Raw genomic sequence first — 19,812 nt, forward strand, 5'->3', positions numbered from 1 at the left:
CCTCCCCGCAACAAAAATCCAAGGCGCCATCTAGGGCAAGGGAAAAGCAAACCGTCGAACACGAAGCGAGCCACCACGGCCCGCTTTTTCGTTTGCACGGGCATACCGAAGGTTTGGCCGTTCCTGCCCTAGATGGCACCTTCAATTTTCGTAAGCGGGCGGAAAAAAGGCGGGGAACTGTCTGAGCGCAGCGAGTTTTCCCCGCCTCCGCCCGGTTACGAAAATTGAAGGAGTCTTTCGCCATCTCGGGCGCGCATTTCTTTGCTTACTTTCTTTGGGCAAGACCAAAGAAAGTGAGTCAGCCCCGGCAGGGGATGAAACAAGGGATGCACCACCAAGACCCAAACCAAAAATCAGCACTCCACAATATTCACCGCCAACCCACCCCGCGCCGTCTCCTTGTACTTCGTCTTCATATCCGCCCCCGTCTCCCGCATCGTCTTGATCACGGAGTCGAGCGAAACATAGTGCGTGCCATCCCCACGCAACGCCATGCGCGCCGCATTCACGGCCTTCACAGACGCCATCGCATTGCGCTCAATACACGGAATCTGCACTAGCCCGCCCACCGGGTCGCACGTCAGCCCTAGGTTGTGCTCCATGCCGATCTCAGCCGCGTTTTCGACCTGGGCAGGCGTGCCCCCCAGCACCGCTGCCAGCGCCCCGGCAGCCATCGAACACGCCACGCCCACTTCGCCCTGGCAGCCGACTTCCGCGCCGGAGATGGAGGCGTTCATCTTGTAGAGCATGCCGATGGCGCCGGCGGTGAGTAGGAAGTCCACGATGCCGTCGTCATTCGCGCCGGGCACGAAGCGGTCGTAGTAATGCAGTACGGCCGGGATGATGCCCGCGGCGCCGTTGGTCGGCGCCGTGACGACGCGCCCGCCTGCGGCGTTCTCTTCGTTCACGGCAATCGCATACAGATTCACCCAGTCGATGACTGACAGCGGATCGGACAGCGTGCGCTCGGCCTGCACCGTGAGCCGTGAATACAACTCGGCGGCACGGCGACGCACGTGGAACGGGCCCGGCAATTCGCCCTCCGTGCGGCACCCGCGGGCCACACATGCCTGCATCACGCGCCAGATGTTGAGCAGACCAGCGCGCACTTCAGCTTCCGTGCGCGACGTTAGTTCGTTTTCGAGCATCAGCCGGGCGATGGATTTGCCCGTCGATTCGCACATCGCCAGCAGTTCTTTGCCGCTGCGGAATGGATGCGGCAACTGGTCGTGCGCGGCCAGCACTTGCGTATTCGGCGCACCGGCCGTGACGACAAAGCCCCCGCCCACCGACAGGTAGCGCGCTTCGCGCAGCCGCTCGCCTGCGGCATCGAAGGCGTGGAACTTCATGCCGTTCGGATGTTCGGCCATCGCTTCGCGGCGATAGAAGGCGATGTGCTCCTTTTCGGTGAAGCGCACCGCGTGACGGCCCAGCAGCGACAGCGACTGCGACGCGCGCAGGGCCGCGAGCTTGTCTTCGATGGTGTCGGGGTCGATGGTGTCCGGCGCCTCGCCCATCAGGCCGAGGATGACGCCGCGATCGGTGCCGTGGCCCTTGCCGGTGGCGCCGAGTGAGCCATACAGCTCCACGCGCACGCTGGCGACTTGCGGCATCAGCCCATCGGCTTCGAGGGCGGAGGCGAACATCAGCGCGGCGCGCATCGGCCCGACGGTGTGCGAGCTGGACGGGCCAATGCCGATCTTGAAGAGGTCGAAAACGGAAACAGCCATGGGGTGAGGCTCCGGGGGCGTTTTGCAAAAGGAGCGGGTCGGCTTGTGGCCGCCCGCACACGGGGTGTTCAGATGCAAACGGCCGCCCCGTGGTGCGAGGCGGCCGCCTGAGGCGCGGCGCGATGACAATCGCGCCTGGGGTCGCCGGCTTTAGTCTTGCGCGTACTCGCTCATCGGTACGCAGGCGCAGAACAGGTTGCGGTCGCCGTAGACGTTGTCGGCGCGGCCGACCGGCGGCCAGTACTTTTGCTTGCGCAGCGACGCCACCGGGTAGGCGGCCTGCTCACGCGTGTACTTGTGTTGCCAGTTATCGGCCATCACCACAGCTGCGGTGTGCGGTGCGTGCTTCAGCGGGTTGTCTTCGCGGTCGAATTCGCCCGAGATCACCTTGTCGACTTCGCCACGGATGGCGATCATCGCGTCGATGAAGCGGTCGAGTTCCACCTTCGGCTCGCTTTCGGTCGGCTCGATCATCAGCGTGCCGGGCACCGGGAAGCTCATCGTCGGTGCGTGGAAGCCGAAGTCCATCAGGCGCTTGGCGATGTCTTCGTTGCTGATGCCCGATTCCTTCTGCAGCGGACGGATGTCGAGAATGCACTCGTGGGCCACCAGGCCGTGCGCGCCCGTGTACAGCACCGGGTAATACGGAGCGAGCCGCTTGGCCACGTAGTTGGCCGACAGGATGGCCGTCTCGGTAGCGGCGGTCAGGCCCGCGGCGCCCATCATCGCGATGTACATCCACGAGATCGGCAGGATCGACGCCGAGCCGAACGCCGATGCCGACACGTTGCCGATGTTCTGGCTGGCATCTTCACCCGACGCCGCGCGGCCGGGCAGGAACGGCGCGAGGTGCGCACCCACCGCCACCGGCCCGACGCCCGGGCCGCCGCCGCCGTGCGGAATGCAGAACGTCTTGTGCAGGTTCAGGTGCGAGACGTCGCCGCCGAAGTGGCCCGGTGCGGCGGTGCCGACCATGGCGTTCATGTTGGCGCCGTCCACGTAGACCTGGCCGCCGTGGCTGTGCACGATCTCGCAGACGCGCTTCACGCCTTCCTCGAACACGCCGTGCGTGGACGGGTAGGTGATCATGATCGCCGCCAGGTTCTTGCTGTGCTCGGCCGCCTTCTTCTCCAGATCAGCCAGATCGACGTTGCCGCGCTCATCGCACGCCACGACAACAACCTGCATGCCGGCCATCTGTGCCGATGCAGGGTTCGTACCGTGCGCCGATGACGGAATCAGGCACACGTTGCGGTGCGCTTCGCCACGGCTGGCGTGGTAGGCGTGGATGATCAGCAGGCCAGCGTATTCACCTTGCGAGCCGGCATTCGGCTGCAGGCTGACGGCGGCATAGCCGGTGGCGGCGCACAGCATCTGCTCGAGCTGATCGATCATCTCGCGGTAGCCGACGGTCTGGTCGGCCGGCGCGAACGGGTGGATGTTCGAGAACTCGGGCCACGTCACCGGCAGCATTTCTGCGGTGGCGTTGAGCTTCATCGTGCACGAGCCCAGCGGGATCATCGTGCGGTCGAGCGCAAGATCCTTGTCGGCCAGGCTGCGCAGGTAGCGCAGCATTTCGTGCTCGGAATGGTGCGCGTTGAACACCGGGTGCGTCAGGTACGCGCTCTGGCGCACGAGCGAGGCGGGATACGCATCGGCAACGCCCGCCTCGGTCTGGTCGAAGTCAGGGGCGGCAGCGTGTGCGGCGTGCGCGAAGACTTCCCACAGCGCAACGATATCCGCGCGCGTGACCGTCTCGTCCAGCGAGATACCCAGGCGTGCATCGTCGATCTGGCGCAGGTTGATGCCGTGCGCCTGTGCCGCGATGTGCAGGTTGGCAGTGCGCGCGCCGGTGGCGACGGTCAGCGTGTCGAAAAAGGCGTCGGCTTCCAGGGTGTAGCCGATCGCGCGCAGGCCGGCCGCCAGCGTGGCGGTCAGGCGGTGCACGCGCTGGGCGATGCGCTTCAGGCCCTGCGGGCCGTGGTAGACGGCGTACATCGAGGCCATCACGCCCAGCAGCACCTGGGCGGTACAGATGTTCGAGGTGGCCTTCTCGCGGCGGATGTGCTGCTCGCGCGTCTGCAGTGCGAGGCGGTAGGCCGAATTGCCTTGCGCATCGATCGTCACGCCGACCAGGCGACCGGGCATCGAGCGCTTGAACGCATCGCGCACGGCCATGTAGCCAGCGTGCGGGCCGCCGAAACCAAACGGCACGCCAAAGCGCTGCGTGTTGCCGATCACGACGTCGGCGCCCCATTCGCCCGGCGCGGCCAGCAGCGTGAGCGCCAGCAGGTCTGCAGCCGCAACGACCAAACCGCCGGCAGCGTGCACGGCATCGGTCAGCGCCTGGTACGTCGCCAGATCGCCCAGCAACGCACCGTTGGCGCCCGGGTATTGCAGCAGCACGCCGAACGCGTCGTGCTTGGCGGCGTCGGCTGCCGGGCCTGTCACCACTTGCACGCCGATCGGCTCGGCGCGCGTGCGCACGACTTCCAGCGTTTGCGGAAGAACGTCGTCCGCCACAAAGAACACCGTCGACTTCGATTTGCCAATGCGCTGCAGCAGCGTCATGGCTTCAGCAGCGGCGGTCGCTTCGTCCAGCATCGACGCATTGGCGATGTCCATGGCCGTGAGGTCGATCACCATCTGCTGGAAATTCAGCATCGCTTCCAGGCGGCCCTGCGAGATTTCCGGCTGATACGGCGTGTAGGCCGTGTACCAGGCGGGGTTTTCGAGGATGTTGCGCAGGATGACGCCCGGCGTGTGCGTGCCGTAATAGCCCTGGCCGATCAGGCTCTTGACTACGCGGTTCTGCCCGGCGATGTCCCGCAGCTTGGCGAGCGCTGCTTCCTCAGTCAGCGGCTGCGTGAATTCACCCAGCGGCATGCCGTCCTGGCGGCGGATGGCCGGCGGGATCACGGCGTCGATCAGCGCGGCGCGGCTGGCGTAGCCGAGCGTGCCGAGCATGGCGGTCTGCTCGTCGGCAGACGGGCCGATGTGGCGCTGCGCGAAGGCGTCGTGCGCCTCCAGGTCAGCCAAAGTGGGGCGTTCGGCAGCAAGCGCCGAGGAAGCGGGGTGCGGAGCGTTCATGGCAAGGGCTCGAAATTCAGGCGATGCAGGCAATGGCCGATGCGCAGCGCAGGTCAGGGCGCGCGCATCGGCCGGAGGATCGGCTTAGCCGATCTTGGCTTCGTAGTCAGCGGCCGACATCAGGGCGTTCACGTCGTCGGCGTTGGTCGGCTTGATCTTGAACAGCCAGGCCTCGTAGGCGCCAGCGTTCACGGATTCCGGCGCGCCGGCGGCGTCGGCGTTGTTGGCGATGATCTCGCCCGACACGGGGGCGTAGATGTCGGAGGCGGCCTTGACCGACTCGACCACGGCAATCGCCTCGTCCTTGGCGACGGCGCGACCGGCTTCCGGCAGTTCCAGGAAGACGATGTCGCCCAGTGCGTCCTGCGCGAAGTCGGTGATCCCGATGGTCAGCGTGCCGTCGGCTTCAACGCGGATCCACTCGTCGTGTTCGGTGTACTTCAGATCGGCGGGGACGTTGCTCATGAAAGGTTTCTCCGGAAGATGGGTATGGGGGAATGCAGATTCGGTGTTCAGCTGACCAGCGCCTTGCCATTGCGCACGAACGGCAGTTTAACCACAGTCGCGGTCAACTTGCGGTCGCGAATTTCCACCTGCACGTCGGTGCCGATGGCCACGTCCTTGGGCAGGCGCGCCAGTGCGATGGAGAGCGACAGGCTCGGGCTGAACGTGCCGCTGGTGATCTCGCCGTCACCGGCGGTGGTGATGACCTTCTGGTGGGCGCGCAGCACGCCGCCCTTGTCGCGCAGGATCAGGCCGACGAACTGTTCGCGCTGGCCGCCGGCTTGCAGCGCGGCCTTGCCGGTGAAGTCGCGTTCGCTTTGCAGATCGACCGTCCAGGCGAGGCCGGCGTCGAGCGGCGAAACGTGCTCGTCCATGTCCTGGCCGTAGAGGTTCATGCCGGCTTCCAGGCGCAGCGTGTCGCGCGCGCCCAGGCCTGCCGGGCGCACACCTGCCTGCAGCAGGCGCTCCCACACGCCAGCGATCTGCGCGGCCGGCACGACCAGTTCGAAACCGTCTTCACCGGTGTAGCCGGTACGGGCCACCATGATTTCGCCCACGTTTTCCACGGTGACGAAGCCGGCGTTGAACGGCTTGAGCGCCTCGCCCACGGCCTGCGTGCCGGGCAGCGCCGTGTAAGTCTTGGCACGCGCATTCGGGCCTTGCACGGCGAGGATGCCCAGCGGCTCAGCGCCAGCGTTGTTGTCGGAGCGGCGCGGCGTGATCGTCACGTCGGTGCTGGCGGCGGCGTTCTGCGCGACGATCCACTCCAGGTCCGTCGGCGCGGTACCGGCGTTGACAACCAGGCGGAACCAGTCTTCGCGGAAGAAGTAGACGATCAGATCGTCGATCACGCCGCCCTTGGGGTTCAGCATGCAGCTGTAGAGCGCCTTGCCGGGCGTCTGCAGCTTGTCGACGTTGTTGGCGAGCAGCCCGCGCAGGAAATCACGCACGCGCGCGCCGGTGAGGTCGACCACGCACATGTGCGAGACATCGAAGACGCCTGCGTCCTGGCGCACGGCGTGGTGCTCTTCGATCTGGGAGCCGTAGTTGACGGGCATGTCCCAGCCGCCAAAGTCGACCATGCGGGCGCCCAGCGAGCGGTGGATGGCATTGAGCGGCGTGTGTTGGAGCGTCATGGAATCTCTCGGCTGAGCGCGCCGCCGTGGCTTGGGCGCGGCGCATGGATCGGGAACCAGAAAAGCAAAAAGGCCACCCGCGCAGCCTGATCCCTCATGGTGACGCCATGAAGATCAACAAGCTGCGCAGATGGCCCCTCTGTCCTTGGTACCTGAGAGATTGCGAAGCGGGGCGCATAGCGGTGCGCGCCGTTCGTGAGCCCCTTCGGTGGGCGCCCGCAGTGGTCGTGCGGCGCCAGCTCTCCAGAGTGCGGTCGGACGCATGTCCGCCGATCCGCCCGGTCCTGGATGCCTGAGAGTTTTCGGGTGCTACCCCTTCGGCGGCGCCTTGCCGTATACGGCGGGCACGCTCTCCCGGATGGATGGGCGGAATTTACGGAAGGGGGATGGGATTGTCAATTGGGGGGGACTTGGCGGTTTCGGGTTGGGGGAGGGCTGGATTTTTGTGCTTGTGGTCCATCCCTTGTTTCATCCCCTGCCGGGGCTGACTCACTTTCTTTGGTCTTGCCCAAAGAAAGTAAGCAAAGAAATGCGCGCCCGAGATGGCGAAAGACTCCTTCAATTTCCGTAACCGGGCGGAGACGGGGAAAACTCGCTGCGCTCAGACAGTTCCCCGTCTTTTTTCCGCCCGCTTACGAAAATTGAAGGCGCCATCTAGGGCAGGACCGTCAAAGGCCAAAGACAACGGCCACACCGTCGGGGCGCGGGCGGGAGCGCCTTGTTCGGGGGTGGCCGGAGTGCGGGTGTGGCTGCTCTTGCTTTGACTTACTTGCCGATTTGGCGGCTGACCTGGTTTTCCTGCTGGTTCAGCGTGCGCTGTTCCTGTTTGGTGATGTGCCCGCCGTTTTGGGCGGCCATGTCGCGCTCTTCCTGGCGAATCTGGCGGTCTTCCTTGTGCAGCTGGCGCGCTTGGCTCTTGGTGATTTCGCCTTCCTTCACTTCGTTGTGGATGCGCTTGTTCTGGTTGGCGAGGCGGTGGTTGACCTCGGCGCGGCGCGGGTGGTCTTTTTGCCACTGCGTCTGGGCGAAGGCGCCGGTGGTGGCAGACAGGGCGACGGCGGTAACGGCCAGGGCTTTGACGATGCGGTTCATGGTGGATTCTCCGGTGGGCGGCCGACCGATTCAGCCGCTGTCCTGTCCATAACGAGGTGCCGCGCATGGCCGCTTACGCGGTTCGTGTAACGGCGCGTAAGCGGTGTAACGCCCGTGCGAAAAAAGGGGGGGGCGCAAACGCATGCAGTGCGGCTTGGCGCACCTCCGTCAGGCTCGACGCAGGTGGCTTCTCGCAGGCTCAATCGATGCAAAGGCGCCGTGCTACCATCGCCCTCCGCTGTCGTTCCCGCCTGCTTTTCCTTCTGCCTGTTCCCATGTCTTCCGGTCTTGCCCACGGGCTCAATGCTGCCCAATCCGAAGGTGTGCACTACCTCGACGGCCCGTGCCTCGTGCTGGCCGGGGCGGGCTCGGGCAAGACGCGCGTGATCACGCAGAAGATCGCGCACCTGATTCTGGACAAGGGCTTCGAGCCAAAGCACATCGCCGCGGTCACGTTCACCAACAAGGCGGCCAAGGAAATGCAGGAACGCGTGGCCAAGCTGATGGACGGCAAGACCCGCGAAGACGGCAAGCGCATTCCCATCAAGCAGTTGACGGTGTGTACGTTCCACTCGCTCGGTGTGCAGATTCTGCGGGCCGAAGCCGAGCACGTGGGCCTCAAGCCGCGCTTCTCGATCATGGATTCAGATGATTGCTTCGGCATGATCCAGGAGCAGCTGGCGACCACCGACAAGCAGTTGATCCGCCGCGTGCAGAGCACGATCTCGCTGTGGAAGAACGGTCTGGTCGACCCGGACACCGCGATTGCCGAGGCGCTCGCCAACAACAACGTCGATGACCACCAGGCGGCGCTCGTCTATCGCAATTACGTTGCGACGCTGCACGCGTATCAGGCGGTGGATTTCGACGATCTGATCCGCATTCCCGCCGAGCTGTTCGCCCGCAATGAAGAGGTGCGGCTGAAGTGGCAGAACCGCCTGCGCTACTTCCTCGTCGACGAATACCAGGACACCAACGCCTGCCAGTACCAGCTACTGAAGCTGCTGGCGGGTGGCTCACACTTGCGTGCGCCGGCCTTCACGGCGGTGGGCGACGACGATCAGGCGATCTACGGCTGGCGCGGCGCCACGCTCGACAACCTCAAGCTGCTGCAGACGGATTTTCCGAACCTCAAAGTCATCAAGCTGGAGCAGAACTACCGCTCCACGGTGCGCATTTTGAATGCCGCCAACGCGGTCATCGCGCAGAACCCGAAGCTGTTCGAGAAGACGTTGTGGAGCGAGCACGGCATGGGCGACGCGATCAACGTGACCAGCGCCAATGACGAGGAGCACGAAGCCGAGAGCGTCGTCTTCAAGCTGTCCGCCCACAAGTTCGAGCGCCGTGCGCAGTTTCGGGATTACGCGATCCTGTATCGCGGCAACTTCCAGGCGCGCCTGTTTGAGCAGATCCTGCGCCGCGAGCGCATTCCGTATGTGCTCTCGGGCGGGCAGAGCTTTTTCGACAAGGCCGAGATCAAGGATCTGTGCGCCTATCTGCGGCTGATTGCCAATGCGGATGATGACCCTGCGTTCATCCGCGCCATCACCACGCCCAAGCGCGGTGTGGGCAATGCGACGCTGGAGGTGCTGGGTTCGTTCGCGGGGCAGGCCAAGGTGTCGCTGTTCGAGGCTGCGATGATGGGCGGCATCGAAGCGCAACTCGCGCCGCGCCAGCTGGAGCCGCTGCGGGTGTTCTGCGAATTCATCGTGCGGCTCTCGGACCGCGCTGCCAAGGAGCCCGCCGCCACGCTGCTCGACGAGATGATGGAAGGCATCCACTACGAGGCCTACCTGTACGACACCTACGACGAGCGCCAGGCCCAGAACAAATGGACCAACGTGCTGGAGTTCCTCGACTGGCTCAAGCGCAAGGGCACCAAGCCCGAGAAGGATGACGACGAAGAGGCCACCGGTTTCGACAACGCCGATGGCCTGATGGACGCCGGCAAGAACCTGCTGGAGCTCACGCAGACCATCGCGCTGATCAGCATGCTCGAAGGCAAGGAAGAGGACCCGGATGCGGTGCGTCTTTCAACGCTGCATGCGAGCAAGGGGCTGGAGTATCCGCACGTGTTCCTGGTGGGCGTGGAAGAGGGCATCCTGCCGCACTGCCGCGAAGACGATGATCTGACCGACGAGAAGATCGAAGAAGAGCGGCGGTTGATGTATGTGGGCATCACGCGGGCGCAGCGCAGCCTGCATATCAGCTGGTGCAAGAAGCGCAAGCGGGCGCGGGAGACGGTGGTGTGCGAGCCGTCGCGCTATATCGCTGAGATGAAGCTTGGGGAGGATGCCGGGCCGACGCCTGAAGACACGATGCCGGCGATGTCGCCGAAGGATCGGTTGGGGGCGTTGAAGGGGTTGTTGGCGGCTAAGAAGCCGGTGGTTTCCTGAGTTCTTTGTTGGTGGTCTATTCCCCTTTCGTTCCCTGCCGGGACCGACTTACTTTTCTTTGTCTTGCCAAAGAAAAGTAAGCAAAAGAAAGGCGCGCCCGAGATGGCGACCCACTCCTTGAATTTGCGTAACCGGGCGGAGAACGGGAAAACTCGCTGCGCTCAAACAGTTCCCGTTCTTTTTTCCGCCCGCTTACGAAAATTCAAGGCGCCATCAAGGGCTCAACGTCAAAAGGCAAAGGCCAACCCATCGTGAGGTTGGCCTTGTCGTTTGGGTTGGCGCCCAGATGGTTCGGCTTTTGTCCTTTGACTTTCCTGCCCTAGATGGCGCCTTTCTTTGCTTACTTTCTTTGGCAAGACAAAGAAAGTGAGTCAGCCCCGGCAGGGGATGAAACAAGGGATGCACCGACAACCCAAAACCCAAAAAACACCCATCAGCCCCCAGCCCTGTTGTGCCGCCGTGACGACCCGCGTGCCGCACACAACGCTTTGGAACACGCGTTGACCGACGTTGACACACATCAACGCGGAGCCCACATCGCGGTTTTAGGATGAACTATCGCCCCCACTAGAACCGCCCCATGTTTCCGTTCGCCAAGCCGGCCGACCCTCCGTCCGCCGCCAACGACACCGCCTTCCGCTGGTCGGCTCCGCAGGTACGCGCGCTGGCCCAGCGCTTCGATACGCACGGCCCGCGCTACACCTCGTATCCGACAGCCGACCGCTTTCACAACAAATTCGGTAACGCCGATTACCTCGACGCCTTGCACCGCCGCGCCGCGATTGCGCCCGCGCTGCATGCGCCGCTGTCGCTGTACATGCACCTGCCGTTCTGCGCGAACCTTTGCTACTACTGCGGCTGCAACAAGGTCATCACCAAGGATCGCGCGCGCAGCGCACGCTATGTTGAAACCCTCGCGCGCGAGATGGCGATGGTGGCCAATCAGATTGGCCCGCTGCGCCGCGTGACGCAGTTGCATTGGGGCGGCGGCACGCCGACGTTCCTTGCGCACGACGAAATGCGCGCCGTGATGGCCGCCACGCGTGAGCATTTCGATCTGGCCAACGATGGCGAGATCTCCGTCGAACTTGACCCACGTCATGCCGACGACACCACGCTCGAAGTACTGGCCGAGATCGGCTTCAACCGCGCAAGCCTCGGCATTCAAGACTTTGATCCCGACGTCCAGCGCGCGGTCCACCGCATCCAAAGCGTGGAAGAGACACGCCGCGTGGTCGACACTGCGCGCCGGCTGGGCTTCGAATCGATTAGCTTCGACCTGATCTACGGCCTGCCGTATCAGCGCACGGAAACCTTCAACGCTACGCTGGATCGCGTGCTGGAGATGGCGCCTGATCGGCTGTCCGTCTATAGCTATGCGCATCTGCCGCACCTGTTCAAGGCGCAGCGCCGTATCGACATGCTGACCCTGCCGACCGCCGACCAAAAACTCGATTTGCTGGCGATGACGGTGGAGCGCCTCGTTGCCGAGGGCTATGTCTACATTGGCATGGACCACTTCGCGCGACCTGACGATGCACTCGCCATCGCGCAGCGTGAAGGGCGGCTGCAGCGCAATTTCCAGGGCTATTCGACGCACGCTGATTGCGACATGCTGGCCTTTGGCGTGTCCGCCATCAGCCGCGTGGGCGATGTGTATGCGCAGAACGAGAAGGATCTCGACGCGTACTATGCACGCATCGATGCGGGCGAACTTGCCGTGCTGCGCGGCATGTCGCTTACACCGGACGACCACGTGCGCCGCGCGCTGATTGGCGAGTTGATGTGCGGATTTGAACTGAACATGCGCGCATTCGGTGCGCGCCACGGGCTGGACTTCAAGCGCAGCTTTGCGGACGAGCTGCGGGCGCTGGCGCCGCTGGAGGAGGCCGGGCTGGTGAGGGTGGGGGACGAGCGTATCGTCATCACGCCGCAAGGGCGGCTGCTCGTGCGCCGCATCGCCATGGTGTTCGATTCGCACCTGCGCGAGGCGGGGACGGAGCGCGCGGTGGAAGCCGAGGGCGAGCCCGTCACCTTCGTCCCGCGCTACTCCAAAGTGGTTTGATCCGCCTACTGACCCGAAGTCACGTCAGACCGTTGCCGGTTCGGGCTGCTGCGCAGCGGTTTGCGTCTGCGCACTGACCAGCGTCTGCGGCCAGATTTCCGCCAAGCGCAGCAGGTTGGTCGAACCAGCCTGACCGAACGGCATGCCCGCCGTGATGGCGATCTGGTCGCCCGACACGGCAAAGCCTTCACGCGCGGCGGCACGGCACGCCGCATCCACCATCTCGTCGACGTTGCTCACATCGGGGCTGACCGTGCTGTGCACACCCCACGTGATCGCCAGACGGCGCGCGGTATCCAGGCGCGGCGTGATGCTCACGATGGGCGCCAGCGGCCGCTCGCGTGCGGCGCGCAGGCTGGTCTTGCCGCTGGACGTGTAGGTGACGGTGGCCACCGCTCCCAGGATGTGCGTCACGTCGCGCAGGGCCGCGCAGATGGCGTCCTGGCGTGTGGGCAGCGGCGGTTGATGTTGCGCGTCGATCAGGTTGCGGTACAGCGGATCGCGCTCGGTCTCGGCAATAATGCGGTTCATGATGCTGACCGCCGCCACGGGATGCTTGCCGCTGGCCGACTCGGCCGACAGCATCACGGCATCGGTGCCGTCGTACACGGCGCTGGCCACATCGGAGGCTTCGGCACGCGTCGGCACCGGCGCCTCGATCATCGATTCCAGCATCTGCGTGGCCACGACCACCGGCTTGCCGTGGTGGCGCGCCATACGCAGGATGCGCTTCTGTACGCCGGGCACGCGCTCGGGCGGCAGCTCCACGCCCAGGTCGCCGCGCGCCACCATCAGCGCATCGGACGCCTGCACGATGTCTTCCAGATGCAGCAGTGCTGCGGGCTTCTCGATCTTGGAGAGCAGGCCGGCGCGGTCGCCAATGATCTCGCGCGCGGCGATCACGTCTTCGGCGCGCTGCACGAACGACAACGCAATCCAGTCGACGCCCAGCGACAGGGCGAAGTCTAGGTCGCGCAGATCTTTCTCGGTGAGCGCCGGAATGGGGATCACCGCATCCGGCACGTTCACGCCCTTGCGGTCTGACAGCGGGCCGCCATCGACCACGCGGGTGACGATGGCCGTTGGGTCGGCGGCTTCCACGGCCAGGCGGATCTTGCCGTCGTCCAGCAACAGCGACTGGCCCGGTGCCGTAGCGGCGTACAGCTCCGGATGCGGCAGGTGCACGCGCGTGACATCGCCCGGCGTCGGATCGCGGTCGAGCACAAAGCGATCGCCGTTCTTGAGCACGACGCGGCCGTCGGCGAACGTGCCGATGCGTAGCTTCGGGCCTTGCATGTCAGCGAGGATGCCGATCGGGCGACCGGTCTCGGCCTCCACCGCGCGTACGGTGTCGTAGCGTTTGCGGTGGTCTTCGTGCGAGCCGTGGCTGAAGTTCAGGCGAAAGACATCTGCGCCAGCGTCGAAGAGGGCGCGGATGGTGTCTTTGTCGCTGCTGGCGGGGCCGAGGGTGGCTAGGATTTTGGTGTTGCGGAAGCGGCGCATGTTGGTGTTTCCGGTGGGGTTGTTTGTTTGGACCTTGATGGTCCACTCCCTTTCACCCCCTGCCGGGGGCGACTCACTTTCTTTGTCTTGCCAAAGAAAGTAAGCAAAGAAAGGCGCGCCCAAGATGGCGACACCCTCCTTGAATTTGTGTAACAGGGCGGAGACGGGGAAAACTCGCTGCGCTCAGACAGTTCCCCGTCTTGTTTCCGCCCGCTTACACAAATTCAAGGCGCCATCTAGGGCAGTGAAATGCCACACAATCTGTGCGCAGTCCTAGTTAGCTCTTGTTTGTTGCTGTGTTGTTGTGTTGCTCGCTTTGCTTCGCGTTGTGCTGCTGTTTTCTATTGCCGTTGCGCTTCGATGGTGTGGCCGTTGGAGCCCTAGATGGCGCCTTGAATTTCTGTTGCAGGGAGGAAAAAGAGTGCAGGCCTGTTTGAGCGAAGCGAGTTGCCTGCACTCCCTCTCTGCGACATAAATTCAAGGGGAAGTCGCCATCTCGGGCGCGCATTTCTTTGCTTACTTTCTTTGGGCAAGACAAAGAAAGTGAGTCAGCCCCGGCAGGGGATGAAACAAGGGATGGACCACAAACATCAATCCATCCCTCGCCCAACCTCAAGCAGTAATCAAAATCGCCCGAAAATCATTCACATTAGTCCGCGTAGGCCCAGTCACAATCAAATCGCCAAGCGCATCAAAAAACCCATACCCATCGTTGTTGTCCAGCAGCTGCTTCGGCTTCAACCCAAGCGCTTCAGCACGCGCCAGACTATCCGGCGTCAAGATCGCACCAGCGTTGTCTTCAGACCCATCAATGCCATCGGTATCGCAAGCAATCGCATGCACACCCGGCAGGCCATCCAACGCCACGCCCAGCGCCAGCAGGAACTCGGCATTGCGCCCGCCGCGCCCATTACCGCGTACGGTCACCGTAGTTTCACCACCCGACAGAATCACGCACGGCTTGGTGAACGGCTGATTGCGCGCCACGATCTGCCGCACGATGCCGGCGTGCACTTCGGCCACATCGCGCGCTTCGCCTTCAATGCTGTCTGACAGGATGTGTGCCTCGTAGCCGAGCGCGCGTGCCTGCGCGGCAGCGGCTTCCAGCGCGTGCTGGGCTGTCGCGATGACGTGGCTGCGATGGCCTTCGAAACGTGCATCGCCGGGTTTGGGTGTTTCGCCTGCGCCGGTATCCAGATGACGGCGCACGGCTTCAGGCACATCAATGCCGTATTTGTCGATCACGGCCAGCGCATCTGCGCAGGTGGTGGCGTCGGGCAGCGTCGGGCCGCTGGCGATGAGCGTCGGGTCGTCGCCAGGAATATCGGAGATCAGCAGGGTCTCGACGCGTGCCGGTGCGCACGCCAGCGCCAGGCGCCCTCCCTTGATCGACGACAGGTGCTTGCGCACGCAGTTCATCTCGCCGATGCTCGCGCCGCTTTTGAGCAGCGCGCGGTTGACGGACTGCTTGTCGGCCAGCGTCAGACCTTCGGCCGGAGCGGCCAGCAGGGCCGAGCCACCGCCCGAGATAAGGCACAGGACAAGGTCGTCTTCTGTCAGACCTTCGAGCAGGCCGACCATGCGTTGCGCAGCGTGTTGGCCCGCTGCATCGGGCACGGGGTGCGAGGCTTCAACCACTTCAATGCGGCCTTGTGTGCCGGGCGCGCGGCCATGTTCGTAACGCGTGACGACCAAGCCAGACAGCTCGCCCTTCCAGTGCTGCTCCACCGCCTCTGCCATCGCGGCTGCGCCCTTGCCGGCGCCGATGACGATGGTGCGGCCACGCGGCGATTCGGGCAGGAATGCCGGCAAGCATTGCGCCGCGCTGACCGCAGCCACCGCGGTATCAAACAGGCCGTGCAGCAACGCGCGCGGCGACGGATTGGGCAAGGCAGCGCGCAGGGCGGCCTGGGCAGACTGGTCGTGGTGCATGGCAGAAAGCGGGGAGACAGCAAAAAGAACTGCCGCCGCCCGAAGGCTGCGACAGTGCACACAACTTAGGCAATATCGTGATTCGACATGATCTCGATCGCGCGGCACAGTGCCGAGTGGTCTTGCTTGCCCATGCCGTTGGCGGCGCAGGTGTTGAACAGCTCCTGCGCGGTGGCCGTGTTCGGCAGGGCCACGCCCAGCGTCTTGGCGCCCTGCAGGGCCAGGTTCAAGTCCTTCTGGTGCAGCTCGATGCGGAAGCCCGGGTCGAACGTACGCTTGACCATGCGCTCGCCGTGCACTTCAAGAATGCGCGAGGCCGCGAAGCCGCCCATCAGCGCCTGACGCACCTTCGCCGGGTCCGCGCCCGCCTTCGATGCGAACAGCAGCGCTTCCGACACGGCCTGGATGTTCAGCGCCACGATGATCTGGTTGGCCACCTTGGTGGTCTGGCCGTCGCCGTTGCCGCCGACCAGCGTGATGTTCTTGCCCATCAAGTTGAACAGCGGAGCAACGCGGTCGAACGCAGCCTGCTCACCGCCCACCATGATCGTCAGCGATGCAGCCTTCGCGCCCACTTCGCCACCCGACACCGGAGCGTCCAGGTATTGCGCGCCGGTCTTGTTGATGCGCGATGCGAAGTCCTTCGTCGCGATCGGCGAGATCGAGCTCATGTCGACCACAATCTTGCCGGCAGCAGCGTCCTTGCCTGCGTCCTTCAGCGCCTTGGCGACGCCCTTCTCGCTGAACAGCACGGCTTCAACGTGCGGGGTGTCCGGCACCATGATGAAGATAATGTCGGCGCGCTTGGCGACTTCTTCCGCGCTCGTGCAGACCGTCACGCCAGCTTCCACCAGTGCGGCGGGGGCCGGGTTGACGTCGTGCACGAACAGCGTGTGGCCGGCGGCGCGCAGGTGACCTGCCATGGGGGCGCCCATGATGCCGAGGCCGATGAAACCGAGGTTGAGGGTGGTTGCCATGGTGAGGGATCTCCTTGGTTTGGATGTTGGTGGTTGTTGGTTTGGACCTTGGTGGTCCACTCCCTTTTCACCCCCTGCCGGGGGCGACTCACTTTCTTTGTCTTGCCAAAGAAAGTAAGCAAAGAAAGGCGCGCCCGAGATGGCGACCCCTTCCTTGAATTTGTGTAACCGGGCGGGGAAGGAGGCAAACTCGCTGCGCTCAAACAGCCTCCTTCCGTTTTCTGCCCGCTTACACAAATTCAAGGCGCCATCTAGGGCAAGGTACGGCCACACAATCTGTGTGCTGACCTAGGTGGCTCTTGTTTGTTGCTGTGTTGCTCGCTCTGCTTCGCGTTGTGTTGCTGGTTCCTGCTGCAGTCGTGTTCCGATGGTTTGGCCGTTGGAGCCCTAGATGGCGCCTTGAATTTCTGTTGCAGAGAGGAAAAAGAGGGCAGGCCTGTCTGAGCGAAGCGAGTTGCCTGCACTCCCTCTCTGCGACATAAATTCAAGGAATCTTTCGCCATCTCGGGCGCGCCTTTCTTTTGCTTACTTTTCTTTGGCAAGACAAAGAAAAGTGAGTCAGCCCCGGCAGGGGATGAAACAAGGGATGCACCACCGGAGCAAAACCAAACCGAACAAAATCTCAAGCAACGTTGTGAGCCGCGCGCCAGCCAAGACCTTCCACAGTCCCAGCCTTAGGCTTGTACTCACAACCAATCCAGCCTTGGTAGCCAATCTCATCTAACCAACGGAACAGGAACTGGTAGTTGATCTCACCGGTACCCGGTTCGTTACGGCCGGGGTTGTCCGCCAACTGCACATGCTTGATCTTGTCCAGATGGCGCTTCAGCGTGCTAGCCACTTCGCCTTCCATCCGCTGCATGTGATAGATGTCGTACTGCACATACAGGTTGGACGCATCCACGTCGTTGATCAGATCCAGCGCCTGCTGCGTGCGGTTCAGGTAAAAGCCCGGAATATCGAACGTGTTGATTGGCTCGATCAGCAGATCGATCTTCTCGGCCTTCAGCGCCTTCGCCGCAAACTTCAGGTTCTCCACCAGCGTCTTGCGCGCAGCGTCTTCGCTCACGCCTTCGGGGCGAATGCCCACCAGGCAGTTGAGCTGTTTCACGCCGAGCACCTTGGCGTACTTGATGGCTTCGCCCACGCCGTCCTGAAACTCGCTCACGCGGTCCGGCAGGATGGCGATACCGCGCTCGCCGCCGTCCCAGTTGCCGGCCGGCAGGTTGTGCAGGACGAGGTCGAGTTGGAAACGGTTCAGGCGATCGGCAATCTGGTCTGCGTGGAACGCGTAGGGGAACAGGAATTCCACGCCGCGAAAGCCCGCACGCGCGGCGGCTTCGAAGCGGTCAAGGAAGGCCTGCTCGTTGAAGAGCATGGTCAGGTTGGCTGCCAGCTTTGTCATGGTTTCTCCTTGTATCGGACGGTGAGGGAACAGCGCGCCGTCTTTATGCGGTGACGCCTTCGGCTTCCGTGAGGGTGTCTTCCAGGTCGAGCACGTCTTCAAACTCGACCACGTTGTCGATCTCCGTGCCCATGGCGATGTTGGTCACGCGCTCGAGAATCACTTCCACCATCACGGGCACCGAGAACTCGGCCATCAGCAGGCGGGCCTGCGCGAATGCGGGTTCGATGTCTTCCGGCTTGAACACGCGGATCGCCTTGCAACCCAGGCCTTCCACTACCTTCACGTGGTCGACGCCGTAGCCGTTCAGCTCGGGTGCGTTGACGTTGTCAAAGGCGAGCTGGACGCAGTAGTCCATGTCGAAGTTGCGCTGCGCCTGGCGGATCAGGCCCAGGTACGAGTTGTTCACCACCACGTGGATGTACGGCACCTTGAACTGCGCGGCCACCGCCATCTCTTCGATCATGAACTGGAAGTCGTAGTCACCCGAGATGGCCACCACGTCGCTGTTGGGCGAGGCCACCTTCACGCCGATGGCGGCGGGAATCGTCCAGCCCAGCGGGCCTGCCTGGCCGCAGTTGATCCAGTGGCGCGGCTGGTTGACCGACAGGAACTGCGCAGCAGCGATCTGCGACAGGCCAATGGTCGACACATAGCGAACGTCGCGCGGGAAGTACTGGTTCATCTCGCGGTACACGCGCTGCGGCTTGATGGGCACGTTGTCGAAGTCCGAGCGGCGCAGCATCGTGCGCTTGCGCTTCTGCACATCGGCATTCCACGACTTGCGGCACGGCAGCTTGCCGGCGGCCTTCAGCTCGCGGGCCACTTCAATGAACCTCTCCAGCGCTGCCTTGGCGTCCGACACGATGCCCAGGTCCGGACCGAACACGCGGCCGATCTGGGTCGGTTCGATATCGACGTGCACGAACTTGCGGCCCTTGGTGTAGACGTCGACGCTGCCGGTGTGGCGGTTGGCCCAGCGGTTGCCGATGCCGAACACGAAGTCCGACGCCAGCAGCGTGGCGTTGCCGTAGCGGTGCGACGTTTGCAGGCCGACCATGCCAGCGTTGAGCGGGTGGTCATCGGCGAGCACGCCCCAGCCCATCAGCGTCGGAACCACGGGCACGTTCACCAGCTCGGCAAACTCGACCATCAGCTTGGCCGCATCAGCGTTGATCACGCCGCCGCCGCACACCAGCAGCGGGCGCTCGGCCTGGCACAGCATCTCGATGGCGCGCTCGGCTTGCGCACGCGTGGCCGCAGGCTTGTAGACCGGCAGCGGGCTGTACGTGTCAGGGTCGAATTCAATCTCAGCGACTTGCACGTCGAACGGCAGGTCGATCAGCACCGGGCCCGGGCGGCCCGAGCGCATCAGGTGGAACGCCTGCTGGAACACGCGCGGCACCAGGGCCGGCTCGCGCACGGTGACGGCCCACTTCGTGACCGGCTTGGCGATCGACTCGATGTCGACGGCCTGGAAATCTTCCTTGTACAGGCGGGCGCGGGGTGCCTGACCGGTGATGCACAGGATGGGAATCGAGTCTGCCCAGGCCGAGTACAGGCCGGTGATCATGTCGGTGCCTGCGGGGCCCGACGTGCCGATGCACACGCCGATGTTGCCGGGTTCGGCACGGGTATAGCCCTCGGCCATGTGCGAGGCGCCTTCAACGTGGCGCGCCAGCACGTGGTCAATGTTGCCGGCGCGGCGCAACGCCGAATACAACGGGTTGATGGCGGCACCGGGCACGCCGAAGGCCGTGGTGATGCCTTCTTTTTCCATCACCGCAACTGCGGCATCAATCGCTCTCATCTTCGGCATGGGGTGTCTCCAGGAAGGGGAAGGTGGGAATACGTTGGAGTTGATCCTATTCCCGCATGCCGATATCGATAAACGCAGCTTTCGTCAGTTGATTGCTAACTCAGCATATCGAATCATTTTGCGTGCTGCACCAATCAAGGGGTAATCAGGGAGACGGAAAACC

General features: G+C 63.7%; 13 protein-coding genes and 2 riboswitches. Of the genes, 3 read left to right on the forward strand and 10 right to left on the reverse strand.

Going from position 1 to position 19,812, the window contains the following annotated elements; genetic code table 11:
* Positions 1-185, forward strand: a 185-nt coding sequence (locus BM136_RS25530) for a hypothetical protein (RefSeq protein ID WP_217649371.1), incomplete at its 5' end; no start/stop codon positions are given.
* A 168-nt stretch (positions 186-353) separates the two neighbouring features.
* Here the strand turns inward: BM136_RS25530 and BM136_RS23905 are convergent.
* The 5 genes from BM136_RS23905 to BM136_RS23930 all read right to left on the reverse strand — a co-directional run bounded on the left by BM136_RS23905 (position 354) and on the right by BM136_RS23930 (position 7,552).
* The gene (locus BM136_RS23905) at positions 354-1,730 is read right to left on the reverse strand and encodes an L-serine ammonia-lyase (RefSeq protein ID WP_092976684.1); all 1,377 of its coding nucleotides are present in this window, start codon (positions 1,728-1,730) and stop codon (positions 354-356) included.
* Positions 1,731-1,880: 150 nt separating this feature from the next.
* The gene (gene gcvP / locus BM136_RS23910) at positions 1,881-4,820 is read right to left on the reverse strand and encodes an aminomethyl-transferring glycine dehydrogenase (RefSeq protein ID WP_092976687.1); all 2,940 of its coding nucleotides are present in this window, start codon (positions 4,818-4,820) and stop codon (positions 1,881-1,883) included.
* An 84-nt stretch (positions 4,821-4,904) separates the two neighbouring features.
* Positions 4,905-5,285 (reverse strand): glycine cleavage system protein GcvH, encoded by a 381-nt coding sequence (gene gcvH, locus BM136_RS23915; protein WP_092976690.1) that lies wholly within the window; start codon positions 5,283-5,285, stop codon positions 4,905-4,907.
* A 47-nt stretch (positions 5,286-5,332) separates the two neighbouring features.
* Complete coding sequence (gene gcvT / locus BM136_RS23920; RefSeq protein WP_092976693.1) at positions 5,333-6,460, reverse strand: glycine cleavage system aminomethyltransferase GcvT; 1,128 nt, start codon at positions 6,458-6,460, stop codon at positions 5,333-5,335.
* 129 nt (positions 6,461-6,589) lie between these two features.
* A riboswitch (glycine riboswitch) is annotated at positions 6,590-6,717 on the reverse strand.
* Positions 6,718-6,729: 12 nt separating this feature from the next.
* Positions 6,730-6,827, reverse strand: a riboswitch (glycine riboswitch).
* A gap of 398 nt (positions 6,828-7,225) precedes the next feature.
* Complete coding sequence (locus tag BM136_RS23930; protein ID WP_092976695.1) at positions 7,226-7,552, reverse strand: hypothetical protein; 327 nt, start codon at positions 7,550-7,552, stop codon at positions 7,226-7,228.
* Positions 7,553-7,827: 275 nt separating this feature from the next.
* On the opposite strand from BM136_RS23930, the gene BM136_RS23935 reads away from it, so the two are divergent.
* Entirely contained in the window at positions 7,828-9,948 is a 2,121-nt protein-coding gene (locus BM136_RS23935; protein ID WP_092976698.1) for a UvrD-helicase domain-containing protein, read from the forward strand.
* 580 nt (positions 9,949-10,528) lie between these two features.
* On the forward strand, positions 10,529-12,013 hold the full coding sequence (hemN, locus tag BM136_RS23940; protein WP_092976701.1) for an oxygen-independent coproporphyrinogen III oxidase: 1,485 nt from the start codon (positions 10,529-10,531) through the stop codon (positions 12,011-12,013).
* Positions 12,014-12,037: 24 nt separating this feature from the next.
* On the opposite strand, the gene pyk is transcribed toward hemN, so the two are convergent.
* The 5 genes from pyk to gcl all read right to left on the reverse strand — a co-directional run bounded on the left by pyk (position 12,038) and on the right by gcl (position 19,649).
* A complete protein-coding gene (gene pyk, locus BM136_RS23945) occupies positions 12,038-13,516 on the reverse strand; it encodes a pyruvate kinase (protein ID WP_092976704.1) in 1,479 nt (492 codons plus the stop codon).
* A gap of 612 nt (positions 13,517-14,128) precedes the next feature.
* A complete protein-coding gene (locus tag BM136_RS23960) occupies positions 14,129-15,448 on the reverse strand; it encodes a glycerate kinase type-2 family protein (RefSeq protein ID WP_092976707.1) in 1,320 nt (439 codons plus the stop codon).
* 65 nt (positions 15,449-15,513) lie between these two features.
* A complete protein-coding gene (gene glxR, locus BM136_RS23965; RefSeq protein ID WP_027678495.1) occupies positions 15,514-16,425 on the reverse strand; it encodes a 2-hydroxy-3-oxopropionate reductase in 912 nt (303 codons plus the stop codon).
* A gap of 622 nt (positions 16,426-17,047) precedes the next feature.
* Positions 17,048-17,830: a hydroxypyruvate isomerase gene (gene hyi / locus BM136_RS23980; RefSeq protein WP_024977272.1), complete on the reverse strand. Its 783-nt coding sequence runs from the start codon at positions 17,828-17,830 to the stop codon at positions 17,048-17,050.
* A 43-nt stretch (positions 17,831-17,873) separates the two neighbouring features.
* Positions 17,874-19,649: a glyoxylate carboligase gene (gene gcl / locus BM136_RS23985; RefSeq protein WP_092976710.1), complete on the reverse strand. Its 1,776-nt coding sequence runs from the start codon at positions 19,647-19,649 to the stop codon at positions 17,874-17,876.
* Positions 19,650-19,812: the final 163 nt, after the last annotated feature.

The sequence above is a fragment of the Ralstonia sp. NFACC01 genome, assembly GCF_900115545.1.
Classification (GTDB): Bacteria; Pseudomonadota; Gammaproteobacteria; order Burkholderiales; family Burkholderiaceae; genus Ralstonia; species Ralstonia mojiangensis.